Origin of the sequence: Erythrobacter sp. SCSIO 43205, from assembly GCF_019904235.1 — a bacterium.
GTDB lineage: Bacteria > Pseudomonadota > Alphaproteobacteria > Sphingomonadales > Sphingomonadaceae > Erythrobacter.
In genome coordinates, this window is record NZ_CP063202.1 from 93,890 (window position 1) to 108,061 (window position 14,172).

Consider the following 14,172-nt stretch of genomic DNA (forward strand, 5'->3'; position numbering starts at 1 on the left):
CGTTTGGATGAGGCTGGAACCTACCCGCCTTTACGGCTGTTTGCGGCTGCCTCAATGACATCATCATCCCACGTTACCTGCGTTTGGGTTTGCGGGTTGAAGCGGGTGTTGGCGTAGCTTGCGCTTTCCGCTGCTGCGATTTCTTCGGCGGTCAGAAATTCAGATGGCTCCAGCGCAAAGACATCAAGCCCGCGCGTGATTTCGGTCGCGTAGATGCGGCCATTGTACCAGTATGACGACCAGTATCCGCCGACCACGAGCTGTTCATCATCAATCGGTCCGCGATCAAAGAAGGCGATTTCCTTGGGGTTCGCACTGTCGGTGAAATCCATCACGCTGATGCCGCCCTGATACCAGCTTTGCACAAACAGATCGCGGCCCGGAACGGGAATGATCGAGCCATTGTGCGCGACGCAGTTTTCGGTGTCGCTTTGCGGTCCGGGCATTTTGTAGTGGCTGCGGAATTCAAGCTTGCCATCGACAATGTCATAGATCGCATTCGCGCCCCAAGTCATCGGGTCCGATGCCTTGCAACGCGGACGACCGCCGCCGCCCCATTCGTCGGTGAAGATCACCTTGGTGCCGTCGTTATTGAACGTCGCCGAGTGCCAATAGGCAAAGCCCTTGTCGAACACGCTATCGGTGCGAACCGGGTTGTAGGGATCGGAAATATCCATGATGATCCCATTGCCCGAACACGCACCTGCCGCGATGTTCAGCGATGGGAAGACGGTGATGTCATGGCATTGGTTGGTTTCGCGAGTGTCTTGCGCATCATCGCTCGACTTGCCGCCATTCCAAAGGCCAGCGATTTCGCCCGTCTCGCTATCAGCGAAAACGCGCGGGCTACTGGTGATGCGGGCCGCCGCCGGATTAGCGATGGGGATTTCAATCACGTCGATGCTGAAAAGCGCGGTGCGGCTATCGGAACGATTGGGAACGCAGCGTGCAAGCTCTTCAGTTTCGCGCACTACTGAAGTGCCCGAGTTGTAAACGATGAGCTTTTCCTCATCGGCGCTGACGATGGAGTGGGTGTGGCTGCCGCGACAGGTCTGAACCTGACCCACCTGACGCACTGCGGAAAGGTCGGAAATGTCAAAGATACGAAGGCCGCGGAAGCGCTCTTCACTGACTTTGCCCTCAACTCCCTGTAAGCCGCAATCGACGCGCCCGCGCGTTTGTTCCACGCTCATGATAAGCAGGTTGCCAGCGACCGAGACATCGCCCTGCCCTCCCGGACAAACGACCGACGACATAAGAGTGGGTACACCATCATCGCCAAGCTTGTAGATGTTGAAGCCGTGATAATTTCCGGCAACCATGATGTCGTCGTAAAACGCCATATCGGTGTTAGCGAAATCGAGGAGCGGCGAACGCTCTGCGAACTGCGTCAGGCTTTCGCCATCCTCTTCTGGCTCTGCAACCTCCTCTGCGTCTTCCACTTCATCACTTGGCAAAGCAGGGCGAAGGTCAGCAGGGTTATCAGGGTTGAAGAAGCCCGCAGGCTTTGGCAGCGACACGACTTTGCGAAGGTTCATGATCGCCTCGCCCGCATCGGCAAAGCCAACCGCAAGCCCTGAGCGCGGATCGGTGGAAAGCCCTGCAAGAAGGGTATCCATGCGGTCGATTTCGCTTTGCTGATCAGCTTCGATATCGCCGACAAACTGGAACAGGACCGGGTCCGCAGCGCTGCCCGGTTGGTCAAGCAGATCCTCAACCATGGTAAGCGCGCCTTCGTGGTGCGCAATCATCAAGGTGAGGAACATCTTGTCAAAAGCAGCGCCTTCGAGGGTAGCAAGCTCAGCCATCTGCTCAGGCGTTGCCATGCCCGCCATTGGCATATGGTCCATGCCATGCTGGCCATGGTTGGCGTGCTGCGAGTGGTCCATCGCGGAATGATCCATGCCTGAATGGTCCATTCCGGCCATCACGGTTTTTTCACCGCGCGCGGACAGCCAGTTGTTCATAAACTCAATCTCGTCAGCCTGGCTCGACAAGATCCGACCCGCTGCGGTGACGACGTCTTCGTTATTGGTACGCCCTTCGACAAGCTCGGCCATATCGACCGCTTGTTGGTGATGGACGATCATGCCTTGCATGAAAGCAACATCGGCATCGGTGTAGCTTGATTTCGCGATTTCGCTCGCTTCACTTGCGCTAAGCGTTTTGCTCGCCTGGCCGGGTGCGCCGGGCAGGATGATGGGCGCCGTTTGGGCCAGAGCAAGGCTTGAACCAGTCAAAAGAAGGCCGGTAACAAGGCCGCGTGTTCCCAAAGCCAATTTGCGTTGCATGATCATTCATGTCCTCATGTGTTTGCGTTTGACGCCATTCCTGCCCGATTGCCTGTGCCAGTCAAGGCTCTAACCGAAAGCTTGCATACATACGCAACAAGGGAACAATCGAAGGGTTCCTCGCATTATTATTAGTGCGGGCTTTTTCATCCAAACCGAGAATCGGTCGCGAAGCCAGCACATCTCGCCGCAGTCACACCACGCTGTTCTTGCCGCGCTTCATCTAAGAGCCTTAGAACTGGCTTAAGCTCACGCTAACCCTGTTGGAAGTATATGCCCCCTATGGCCCTCCAATCTCTTTTTACTTCGCTCGCACGCAAAGCAGCCCCTTTCGCGCTTGCTTTGGCGATGTTTTCAACGCCCGCTTTCGCTCAGGATAACGCCCTTGAGGCGAGTTTTGACGATGCCTTTGGTACAGAAGCGCGCGCGCCCTCAACCTTTGAAGCGATTTACGCGAGCGGCTTTGAACAACGCATTGCGCAGCTCGCCGATGGCAGTCAGGGGCGCATTGGCGTTGCGGCATGGGACTTGGCAACCGGCGAGCAGGTCACCGTGCTGGGTGACCAATTGTTCCCGATGGCCTCAACCAGCAAAATCGCAGTCGCTGCCACCTATCTCGAAATGGTGGAGCAGGGGCGCTATTCACTCACCAGTGAGTTTCCGCTGCTTATCCCGGTGCGCTCTGCCAAATTCTCATCGCCAGCCGCACCTGTGCGCAAGGGCAATACGATGGCAGCGATTGACCTTATCGAGATTATGATCACCCGCTCCAGCAACCCGGCAACCGACGCGCTTCTCGCAGCTGTAGGCGGGCCGCCTGCTGTGAACAACTGGATGCGCCGTCAGGGGATCACTGACTTTTCCATCGACCGCGACATCGCAACTCTGGTGCGCGACGATGGCGAATATGATCCGGCCAACTGGATTGATGAACGCGATGCGGCCACTCCCAAAGCGATGGTGCGCCTTCTTGCAGGGCTTTATCGGGGCGAATTCTTGAGCGAGGAAAGCCGCCGCGTGCTGCTCGGCGCGATGAGCCGTACGGTTACCGGCAAACGCCGGATTGTCGCCAATATGCCCGGCGAAGCGCGGGTTAGCCACAAGACCGGATCGCTCAACAACACATCTTCTGACGTTGGTATTATCGAAAGCCCGGATGGCCGCGCGATTGCCGTGGCCATCTATGTAACGGGCCAGGGTGCACGCCGCGCGCGCGAGGCGCGGATTGCCGAGATCGCAAGAGCGATTTACGACGGGTTCAATGCCAAAGCGCGCGCAGATCGCACATGGACCAGCGCGCCGCGCATGGGTGGCGGCTAACCGCTCGCTTCGCTTTCAGGCAAAGAAAAAGGCGGCATCCCGAACGGGGCGCCGCCTTTTCTTTATGGCTCAGCGCAGAGCGCGAGCCAAAGTCACTTGCGAATTACTCGCCGTCGACCATTGCTTCTGCGTTAGCAGCTGCTTCGTCAGCAGCGCCTTCAACGGCAGCAGCCGCGTCGCCAGCAGCTTCTTCGGTTGCAGCAGCAGCATCGCCAGCAGCTTCACCAGCAGCAGCAGCGCCTTCTTCAGCAGCAGCAGTTGCATCGTCAGCGATCGAAGCAGCGTCTGCAGCCATTGCATCGCCGGTTTCGCCAACTGCGTCTGCGGTTTCACCGCAAGCAGCAAGGCCAAGAGCAGAAGTTGCAACAGCAGCGGCAAGAACAAACTTACGCATAATGATAATTCCTTATTCAGCGTAGAAGAAACGCACCCCCTCCAAAGGGAAAGCGCCGTAGCCTCGCGACTTCATTCAAAAGAACCCGCTCGGCACTGCTGTCTAAATAATGGCAGAAATGGGGCAAGACAAGTAAAATGTGGCAACACGCCTCATTTTGGCCTTATTGTCGCCACATTTGGGCGCGCAGTCCCGGCGATCTGATCTATCGGGCTAAAGCGTCCTAAGCGCTCTTACGCGGGCGCTCGCACGGTGCTAGCGATGGCTTCATGTCAGATAAGCAAAAGCACCTCTATCTCGTCGACGGCTCGGCCTATATTTTCCGCGCCTATCATCGCTTGCCACCGCTTACGAACCCGGAAGGGACCCCGGTGGGCGCAGTGTATGGCTACACCACCATGCTGTGGAAGCTGGCCTCTGATCTGGATGAAGCCGATGGTCCGACCCATATGGCGGTGATCCTCGACAAGGATTCGAAGAGCTTTCGCAACGACATTTATCCCGAATACAAAGCCAACCGGCCAGAGCCGCCTGAAGATTTGCGGCCACAATTCCCGCTGATCCGTGATGCGACCCGCGCCTTTAGCCTGCCGTGCATCGAGGAACAGGGTTTGGAAGCCGATGACCTCATCGCATCCTACGCCCGCGAGGCACAGCGCAAGGGGTGGGACGTCACCATCGTCTCTTCCGACAAGGATTTGATGCAATTGGTGGGCGAGGAAAACGGTGCACGCATCGATATGCTCGACACGATGAAATCGCAGCGCATCTATGTGGAGGAAGTCGAAGACAAGTTTGGCGTGACCCCTGATCTGGTTGGCGATGTTTTGGCGCTGATGGGGGATAGCGTCGACAATATTCCGGGCATTTATGGCGTTGGACCTAAGACCGCCTCGAAGCTCATCGCAGAACATGGCTCGCTCACCGCTGCGCTTGATCAAGCGCCGGATATGAAAAAATCCAAGCTCAAAGAGCGGCTGATCGAAGGCCGCAAGGATGCAGAACTATCGCGCGTTCTGGTGACGCTTAAAGAGGACTGCGACCTGCCCGTCGCGCTTGAGGATATGGAGCTCGGCAAAATCCCTGAGGAGCCGCTCGCAGAGTTTCTGCAGACGCATGGGTTCAATTCTCTTCTCAAACGCCTCGGTGCAGGTTCCGGTTCGCCCGAACGCGCGAACAATCTCAATCCTGCTAAAGCGGATACAAGCGGTGACAAGGGCACTGAGCAAGGTAACCGCCAGCCGCTTCCCGAAATGCCCAAGGTTGATCGAAGCGCCTATGAGACGGTACAAGCGCTAGACCGCCTTCAAGAATGGGTGGAGCGCGCCACGCTTGCGCGCCTCGTCGCGGTCGATACCGAAACCTCCTCTTTGGACGCGATGCAGGCCGATCTTGTGGGCGTCAGTCTCGCGCTTGGCCCTAATGATGCGTGCTACATCCCGCTGGCGCATTATACGAGTGAGGGGGGCGGCGACGATATGTTCGCCGAAAAGCCTGAACAGGTGCCGATGGACGAGGCGCTCGCCGCGCTCAAACCGATGCTTGAAAGCGATGCCGTTCTCAAAGTCTTCCAGAACGGCAAGTATGATTTGAATGTCCTTGTCCGCTCCGGGATCAGTGTCTCACCAATCGAAGACACGATGGTGATGAGCTTTGACCTCGACGCAGGGCGAGGTGAGGGTATCGGTGGCGGACACGGCATGGACGAGCTGTCCGAACGCCACCTTGGCCACACGCCTTTATCTTTCAAGGAGGTCTGCGGAACCGGCAAAAAGGCAATCCCCTTTGGCGAAGTGCCCTTGGACCGCGCGACCGAATATGCCGCCGAGGATGCGGACGTGACCTTGCGCCTTTATCGGATGCTGAAACCCCGTCTTTCCGAAGAAGGCGGCAGCAGCATTTACGAACGCGTTGATCGCCCGCTTATCCCGGTGGTTGCCGGGATGGAACGCGAAGGCATCAAGGTCGACCGCGCACGGCTTGCCAAGCTTTCAGAGGAGTTCGCCACCGAAACCGCGCGGCTTGAAAAAGACATCCACGAGGCGGCTGGTGAAGAATTCTCGGTTGGAAGCCCCAAGCAATTGGGCGAAATCCTGTTCGACAAGATGGGCTTCAAGGGTGGCAAGAAAGGCAAGAGCGGTGCCTATTCTACCGATCAGGCCACGCTTGAGAAACTGAGCTCAGATCCCGAAGCGGCCAAGATCACCAAGAAGGTGCTCGAATGGCGGCATTTGTCGAAGCTCAAATCCACCTATACCGACGCGCTTCAGGCCCAGATCAATCCCGATACAGGCCGCGTGCACACAAGCTATAGTCTGGTTGGTGCACAAACCGGGCGACTGTCCTCAACCGATCCCAACCTGCAGAACATCCCCATCCGCACGCCCATCGGGCGACAAATTCGCGAGGCTTTCGTGCCCGAAGACGGCAACGTCCTGCTCGCTGCCGACTACAGCCAGATCGAGCTGCGTCTGGCGGCGCATATGGCCGATGTGGAGACACTCAAGGAAGCCTTTGCCAATGGCGAAGACATCCACTCGCGCACCGCAACCGAGATGTTTGGCGAAGTCACGCGCGATACCCGCGCGCGCGCCAAGACGATCAACTTCGCAATCCTGTACGGCATTTCGCGCTGGGGGCTTGCCGGACGCCTTGAGGTCGAGCCCGACGAGGCGCAAGCCATGATCGACACCTATTTCCAACGCTTCCCCGGCATCCAGCGCTATATCTCCGAAACGCTGACCACGGTCGGCGAGCGCGGCTATTCCGAAACATTGTTCGGTCGCAAGACGTGGTTCCCCCGGATCAAATCCAAGAACCAGGCCGAACGCCAAGGATCAGAGCGCGCCGCGATCAACGCGCCCATTCAAGGGACCAGCGCCGACATCATCAAGCGGGCGATGGCGAGGATGCTGCCTGCGCTTCGTGATGCGGGCCTAAAGGACGTGCGGATGCTCCTGCAAGTGCACGATGAATTGGTGTTCGAACTGCCGGAAGGTGATGTCGCAGCCGCCTCTCCCATCATTGAGCGCGTAATGGCAGAGGCCGCGCTTCCCGCTGTCACTCTCGACGTGCCGCTCGCAATTGATATTGGCACGGGGTCAAGCTGGGATGCGGCGCATTGAGTTTAAAACTTGCACTAAGGGTGGCGGCGATATTGCTGTTCCTTGGCGCAGGGGTCTTGGCATGGATATGGAACGCGCGTCGCGCGCTCCCTTACAATGACGAGGGGCGCTATTTCGATCCGCTTGGCGGCGTTGTGATGCACGAACAGGCCGTCACCCCATACGGCCTGTCCGCGCTTGCACTCGCCTTACTCGGATCAATCTGCGCTTTCACCTCAAGCAGAGCCTAACGCGCTAATCGCCTTCGTTATCCTTGTGCTTGTGCAGGTTTTCAGGCGCGAAAAAGCCGATTGGCTGCGCTTCCACGGCGCGCTTTTTCAGCTCACCCCGCATCGCGCGGTACTCTGCTTCCATACGCGGTGTGACGGTGGCGCGGCTGTCTTCCAATGCATCGTCAAAGTCCTGCATCTCCACCGCAGACACTTCCCCGCCCATGCGCCGCAAAGCGCCAAGGCCGGCGCGGCGCACCACGTCTTCAAGGTCTGCGCCTGTGAAGCGGTCGGTCTTCGCCGCGACTTCATCAAGGTCGACATTGCTGGCAAGCGGCATATTCTCGGTGTGAATGCCAAGGATATGACGCCGCCCCTCAAGATCAGGTGTTCCGACATAGACAAGTTCGTCAAATCTGCCGGGACGAAGCAGCGCGGGGTCCATCAAGGTCGGGCGGTTGGTTGCCCCGACCACGACCACTGATTGCAGCTCTTCAAGGCCATCCATTTCAGCAAGCACGGTGTTAACGACGCGGCCCGTCACCTGGGGCTCGCCCTGCCCGCTCCCGCGCGCTGGCACGAGGCTGTCAATTTCGTCGATGAACAGGATGCAGGGCGCAACGGCTCTTGCGCGCGCAAAAAGCTTCGCGATCTGCTGCTCGCTTTCACCGTACCATTTGCTTAAAAGGTCGGAGGATTTCATCGAAATGAAGTTCGCATCGGCTTCCTTGGCAACAGCCTTTGCAAGCAAGGTTTTGCCTGTGCCGGGAGGACCGTAGAGGAGAAAGCCTTTAGCGGGGCGAATCCCAAGGCGTCGGAACCCTTCTGCGTTCTTTAAGGGCATTTCAATACCCTCTTTGAGCTTCTCAATCGCATCGCCCACACCGCCAATATCGTCCCAGCCGACATTGGGCATCTGCACCATCACCTCGCGCATGGCCGAGGGTTGGATGCGTTTAAGAGCATTGAGAAAGTCGCCGCGCGTGACGCACAGGTCTTCGAGCACGTCTGGTGGTATCTCGCGCGCATCAAGGTCAAGGCGCGGCATGATCCGGCGCACCGCATCAATCGCAGCTTCCCGCGCCAATGCAGCAAGGTCAGCGCCAACAAAACCATGCGTCATGCGAGAAAGCTCGTTCAGGTCAACCTTGTCTTCCAAGGGCATACCGCGCGTGTGAATAGCTAGAATTTCGCGGCGACCCGTGGGATCAGGCACGCCCACCACAATCTCGCGGTCAAAGCGGCCCGGACGCCGCAGCGCCTCGTCAATCGCATCGGGACGGTTTGTGGCCGCGATCACGACGATGTTGGCGCGCGATTCCAGCCCATCCATAAGGGTCAGCATTTGCGCGACGAGACGCTTTTCCGCTTCGCCCGGCACCTGAGTGCGCTTGGGCGCGATCGAGTCGATTTCATCGATAAAGATGATCGCTGGCGAGGCACGCGAGGCCTCTTCGAAAACTTCGCGCAGGCGCTTTTCGCTTTCACCATAGCCCGAGCCCATGATTTCCGGCCCGTTGATGATGAAAAACTCGGCGTCGCTCTCGCTGGCGACAGCCTGCGCAAGCCTCGTCTTGCCCGTGCCGGGAGGGCCGTGGAGCAGAACACCCTTGGGCGGATCGACACCCAGACGGGTAAAGAGCTCAGGATAGCGCAGCGGCAATTCGACCATTTCGCGCAAGGCCTGGATCGTCTCATCCATCCCGCCCACATCGTCATAGTTCACCGCACCGCGCGCATCTCGCGGCTCTTCAAATTCAGTGCGCAACTCGACTTCGGTGTTCTCATCGATATGAACCACGCCCTTGGGGTTGGTCGAATGAACGCACAGGCGGATTTGGGTGAGCGCATAGGCGGGCGCGCGCAGCAATTGGCGCACATCCGATGGCATATTTTGCACCGGCTGCTGTCCGGTGGTGGCAACCAGATCGCCCGCGACAAGAGGCTTTTTGAAAAAGTTACGCTTTAGCGCCTGTGTCGGTCCTTGCAGCCGCATATCGCGCTGTGCGGGGGCAAAGACCACGCGGGTTGCAGGGCGCGATTTACCCGCCGTTATGTTGACGTGTTCGCCAGAGCCAGCCTCCGCATTGCCGCGCTGCAACCCGTCAAGGCGGATTACATCGAGCGTCTCGTCTTCCTCATAGGCAGGAAGCGCAATCGCCGCGGTTGAGCGTTTGCCAGAAATTTCAACCACATCGCCTTCGGTAATACCAAGCTTTTGGAAGGCAGAGCGCGGCATACGTGCGACCCCCTGGCCCGATTCTTCCTGCCGGGCTGGCGCCACCTGCAAGCGCACGGCCGTGCGGGATGATCCAGTGTCGGTGTCGGCGTCTGCCATTGAACGTGTCCTTCGCGTTTAGCTTTCCGTTGGAAACTGGCTTGACTGCGGATTGATCCGCAATGCGCTGATTTAGCTAGGATGCGCGACGCGCGATTGCAAACCACTGCTTTGGCGAGGCTTACACAAAAAAGCCTTTGTGGCGGCGCATCGCTGACCAAAACCCATGGGCGAAAAAAAGCCCGGCACAAGGGCCGGGCTTGAAAGTTTGGGAGAGGATGCCTGAAAGGCATGAGTGATTACTGCTCCCGAACCACTTTTTGTGCAAGTGCGAAAGCCGCATTTATAGTTGCAGGAAACGCAACACAGGCTGCCTCATATATGACAGTTATGTTATTTCTCGCAAATATTGCAGCCTAAAATATAGGCTATTGCCTATTCTTTAGGCAAATCGGGGTGTCTAATGCCGGATTGCCCCATCCCTTCCACCTGACAAATTCGTGTCAGAGGCAATCCAAGCGAGTAGCCAGCGCCGCCCGGAGGCCATATAGAAGCAAGCGCGTGCGCTCTATCGGGCGCGCGCACCCATTCAATAGTCCCTCAAACCGACAGGCTAAGCTTTATGTCCAAGATTTATCCCAACGCCGCCGCCGCACTCGAAGGCGTGCTCAAAGATGACATTCTTATAGCCGCAGGTGGTTTTGGACTTTGCGGCATTCCCGAACGCCTTTTGGACGCAATTCAGGAAAGCGGGGTCACCGGGCTCACCTTTGCCAGTAACAATGCGGGCATCGACAATGAAGGGATCGGCAAGCTCTTGCGCACCCGGCAGGTCAAGAAAATGATCTCGTCCTATGTCGGCGAAAACAAGGAATTTGAGCGCCAATATCTCGCCGGTGAGCTCGAAGTCGAGTTTTGTCCGCAAGGCACGCTTGCCGAACGTATGCGCGCAGGCGGTGCGGGAATTCCCGGCTTTTACACCAAGACAGGCGTCGGCACCGAAGTTGCCAAGGGCAAGGAGCACGCCGAATTTCCCGATCAGGACGGGGTCATGTCCACCTATATTCTTGAGCGCGGCATTTTCGCCGATCTGTCTGTGATCAAAGCGTGGAAAGCCGATGAGACGGGCAATCTCATTTTCCGCAAGACCGCGCGCAATTTCAACCAGCCGGCGGCGACTTGCGGCAAGGTGTGCGTGGCCGAAGTCGAGGAAATCGTGCCAGCAGGCGCGCTTGAGGCCGACGAAATCCATCTGCCAGGCGTCTTTGTAAACCGACTGATCCTTGGCGCGCCATATGACAAGAAAATTGAGTTCCGCACAGTTCGCACAAGAGAGGACGCGTAAAGGGGCATGAGGGTCACACAACAAACTGCACGATTGGCGCTCCTGTCGGGGGCTGCGCTGGCACTGCAAGGCTGCGTCGCTGCAGCCATTCCGATTGCCGCTGGTGGGCTTATCGGGGAACAACAAATTTCACGCGGCAATTCTTCCGCCGAGGCTGCAACCAGCGTCTCCCCCGTGGTTGAGGTCGCCGCTAATACCCCAAGCAAGCCGCAAGCAAACGCTGACCTTGCGCCCAAAACAACCACATCGCCCGTTACCACACGGCGTACACCGCAATTGGCTCAAAGTGCGCAAGAACAGGGTCGTTTTGGTCGTGCACCGGAACTTGCTGGCCCCAATCTTCCGCCAGCCGAACCGATCACTGCCACAACACCGCCGCCAACGGTTGCCATAGTGCGCTCAGGCGTATCGGCGCGCCCGGCATCTGCACCCATGTCCCCGGTGACCCGCCTGCCAGAGCCTGCTCAAAGCGATCTGACACCATCTCCTGCAGCTGCGCCTGCGGCAATCCCGCCGGTGATGTCGGGCACAGCAACAACGCCGCCCGCAAGCGCGCCCGCTGCACAGCTTGGCGCTGGCACCACCATGCTGCCCGATGCAGTGCCCTCGGCGCGCGAGCCGCTTGAGGAGCCAGCAGTCGCCGCGATCCCTCCGAGCGAGCCGCCTGCGCCCGTATCTGGCCAGCCCCTAGGGCAGAGCGCCTTTGCCACTGCAGGCATCAATCAACTGCTTTCCTATGCCAATTCGCGCCAAATCAGCTCGGAGGAGACACCTGTGAGCGCGATGCTGCTGGACCGGATTGCGCTTACGCCTGAGCGTGCTGAGTGCAGCGGGATTGCCCCGACAATTCTGATCGACCTTGATCCGAAAGGTGGCCTGTTCGATTCAAAAACCGCTTCTCGACCACCATCAGGTCTTGCGCGCGGCCTTAACCAGCTTCGCTTGAACGGTATCTCGATTGCATGGATTTCGGGCAACAGCATCGACAAACTCGATGCGATCAGCCGCGCGCTCAGATATTCAGGGCTCGACCTCAATAATGAAGATCGTGTGCTGCTTGTGCGCTCAGGCGAGGACCGCAAGCAAACGCTTCGCGAAGAACTTTCGCAAATCAGCTGTCTGATCGCGATTGCAGGCGACACGCGCTCTGATTTCGACGAGCTTTACGACTATCTCAAGAACCCCGCCGATGCGCAAAGCCTCGAGCCTTTGATCGGCGATGGCTGGTTCTTGATCCCCCAACCCCTCATCTCTGCAGGAAGTGAACAATGAGCGATCAACCAAAGGGCTGGACCCGCGATCAAATGGCCGCGCGCGCAGCGCAAGAGCTCGAAGATGGCTATTATGTAAATCTTGGAATTGGCATCCCAACGCTCGTCGCCAACCACATCCCCGAAGGGATGCTGGTCACTCTGCAAAGCGAGAACGGGATGCTGGGGATCGGACCTTTCCCTTATGAAGACGAGGTTGATCCAGACCTCATCAACGCAGGCAAGCAGACGATCAGCGAACTGCCCCACTCCGCCTATTTCGATAGCGCGACGAGCTTCTCGATGATCCGTGGCGGGCATATTGACTTGACCGTGCTTGGCGCGATGGAAGTTGCCGAGAATGGTGACATCGCGAACTGGATGATTCCGGGCAAAATGATCAAGGGCATGGGCGGCGCGATGGATCTGGTCGCGGGCGTCAAGAAAATCATTGTCGTCATGGACCATACGGCAAAAGACGGCTCACCCAAATTTATCCCCGAATGCAGCCTGCCGCTCACGGGCGCTGGCGTGGTCGATATGATCATCACCAACCTCGGCGTATTCAAGCGCGCGGCGAAAGGCGCCCCCTTTCAGCTCATCGAGCTTGCTCCGGGTATCAGCGAAGACGACATCGCGGCGAGCACCAGCGCGGCCTATGAGGTGGCGCTCGAAGCGGCCTAGCCCTTATGTGGCTAAACGAACCCCGAAACCCAAATGCGCCGCTTGCCGGGCTTAAAGTGCTTGAGCTTGCGCGCGTGCTCGCGGGGCCATGGGCGGGACAAATCCTTGCCGATCTGGGCGCTGATGTCATCAAGGCGGAAAGCCCCGAAGGCGATGGGACGCGCGCTTGGGGCCCGCCTTGGGTCGAGCGCAAAGGGCCCGACGGCGAGGTACGACGCGAGGCGGCTTATTACCATGCAGCCAACCGGGGCAAACGCTCGATTGTCGCGGATTTCGGCGATGCGGACGATCTGGAACGGGTGCGCGATCTTGCGCGAGACGCCGATGTCCTGATCGAAAACTTCAAGACCGGTGGCCTCGCCAAATTCGGGCTCGACTATGTTTCGCTAGGCAAAGCCAATCCCGCGCTCGTCTACTGCTCCATCACCGGCTTTGGCCAGACGGGCCCGCGCGCGCACGAGGCGGGCTATGATTTCGTCATACAGGGGATGAGCGGCTTCATGTCTCTCACCGGAGAACCTTCCGGCGACCCTGTGAAAATGGGCATTTCAATCAGCGACCTTTCGACCGGCGTCTATGCCGCGAACGGTATTCAGGCCGCGCTTTTGCAGCGTCATCGAACAGGGCGGGGGCAGCATATTGATATGAGCCTGCTTGATTGCTCGGTTGCGCTTCTGGCCAATCAGGCGACCTATTTCTTTAACACAGGCCAAAATCCACCGCGCATGGGCAACACCCACGCGCAAGTGGCACCCTACGGTGTTTTCCCGGTGAGCGATGGGCACGTAATCCTTGCCCCCGCCAATGATCGACTGTTCACGCGGATTGTCGCCATGCTGGGGCGCGAAGATTTGGCCAAAGATCCGCGCTTTGCGAGCAATGGCGGACGGGTCGAAAACGCAGCCGCGCTCGACGCTGAGATCGCGAAAGCCACGGCCACTTGGAGCAAGGAGGCCCTGCTTGAGGCTTGCGCCAACCACGGCATTCCCGCTGGCCCCATCAACAAGCTAGACGAGGTCTTCGCCGACCCGCAAGTGATCGCCCGCGGCCTTCGCGTGGACCTTGGCGGGATGCCGAGTGTGCGCAGCCCCTTCACGTTCTCCGAGGGTGAATTGGCGCTCGACAATCCTTCGCCCATGCTCGGCGAGCACACGCCCAAATCAGGCGAGTAAGCCATCTTCAAAGCCGCCAGTCCTAAAGCTCAACGCGCTTGAGATCAGACCAAGCAAAAGGGCGCTCCGGTTAAACCAGAGCGCCCTTTTTGTTCGCGCCGCTG

Annotated in this window: 10 protein-coding genes; 7 read left to right on the forward strand and 3 right to left on the reverse strand. The window is 58.4% G+C overall.

What is annotated here, in order from left to right; translation table 11 throughout:
- Positions 1-20: 20 nt before the first annotated feature.
- Positions 21-2,291, reverse strand: a complete 2,271-nt coding sequence (locus INR77_RS00475; RefSeq protein ID WP_223072019.1) for a DUF305 domain-containing protein — start codon at positions 2,289-2,291, stop codon at positions 21-23.
- A 282-nt stretch (positions 2,292-2,573) separates the two neighbouring features.
- Between INR77_RS00475 and INR77_RS00480 the strand changes: the two genes are divergently transcribed.
- Positions 2,574-3,611, forward strand: a complete 1,038-nt coding sequence (locus INR77_RS00480; protein ID WP_370632251.1) for a serine hydrolase — start codon at positions 2,574-2,576, stop codon at positions 3,609-3,611.
- A 103-nt stretch (positions 3,612-3,714) separates the two neighbouring features.
- Here the strand turns inward: INR77_RS00480 and INR77_RS00485 are convergent, their stop codons facing one another.
- Complete coding sequence (locus INR77_RS00485; RefSeq protein WP_223072020.1) at positions 3,715-4,005, reverse strand: hypothetical protein; 291 nt, start codon at positions 4,003-4,005, stop codon at positions 3,715-3,717.
- Positions 4,006-4,274: 269 nt separating this feature from the next.
- Between INR77_RS00485 and polA the strand changes: the two genes are divergently transcribed.
- Positions 4,275-7,130: a DNA polymerase I gene (gene polA / locus INR77_RS00490; RefSeq protein WP_223072021.1), complete on the forward strand. Its 2,856-nt coding sequence runs from the start codon at positions 4,275-4,277 to the stop codon at positions 7,128-7,130.
- Positions 7,127-7,360, forward strand: a complete 234-nt coding sequence (locus tag INR77_RS00495; protein WP_223072022.1) for a hypothetical protein — start codon at positions 7,127-7,129, stop codon at positions 7,358-7,360. The genes polA and INR77_RS00495 overlap by 4 nt, the downstream gene beginning before the upstream one ends.
- 4 nt (positions 7,361-7,364) lie before the next feature.
- Here INR77_RS00495 and INR77_RS00500 read toward each other — a convergent pair whose 3' ends face one another.
- A complete protein-coding gene (locus tag INR77_RS00500) occupies positions 7,365-9,677 on the reverse strand; it encodes a CDC48 family AAA ATPase (protein ID WP_223072023.1) in 2,313 nt (770 codons plus the stop codon).
- 562 nt (positions 9,678-10,239) lie between these two features.
- Here INR77_RS00500 and INR77_RS00505 point away from each other — a divergent pair.
- From INR77_RS00505 to INR77_RS00520, 4 genes are read left to right on the forward strand one after another with little or no spacing between them, the layout of a single operon-like run.
- Positions 10,240-10,962, forward strand: a complete 723-nt coding sequence (locus INR77_RS00505; RefSeq protein ID WP_223072024.1) for a CoA transferase subunit A — start codon at positions 10,240-10,242, stop codon at positions 10,960-10,962.
- 6 nt (positions 10,963-10,968) lie between these two features.
- Positions 10,969-12,234, forward strand: a complete 1,266-nt coding sequence (locus INR77_RS00510) for a hypothetical protein (protein WP_223072025.1) — start codon at positions 10,969-10,971, stop codon at positions 12,232-12,234.
- A complete protein-coding gene (locus INR77_RS00515) occupies positions 12,231-12,896 on the forward strand; it encodes a CoA transferase subunit B (RefSeq protein WP_223072026.1) in 666 nt (221 codons plus the stop codon). The genes INR77_RS00510 and INR77_RS00515 overlap by 4 nt, the downstream gene beginning before the upstream one ends.
- Before the next feature lie 5 nt (positions 12,897-12,901).
- Positions 12,902-14,068, forward strand: a complete 1,167-nt coding sequence (locus INR77_RS00520; protein ID WP_223072027.1) for a CaiB/BaiF CoA-transferase family protein — start codon at positions 12,902-12,904, stop codon at positions 14,066-14,068.
- Positions 14,069-14,172: the final 104 nt, after the last annotated feature.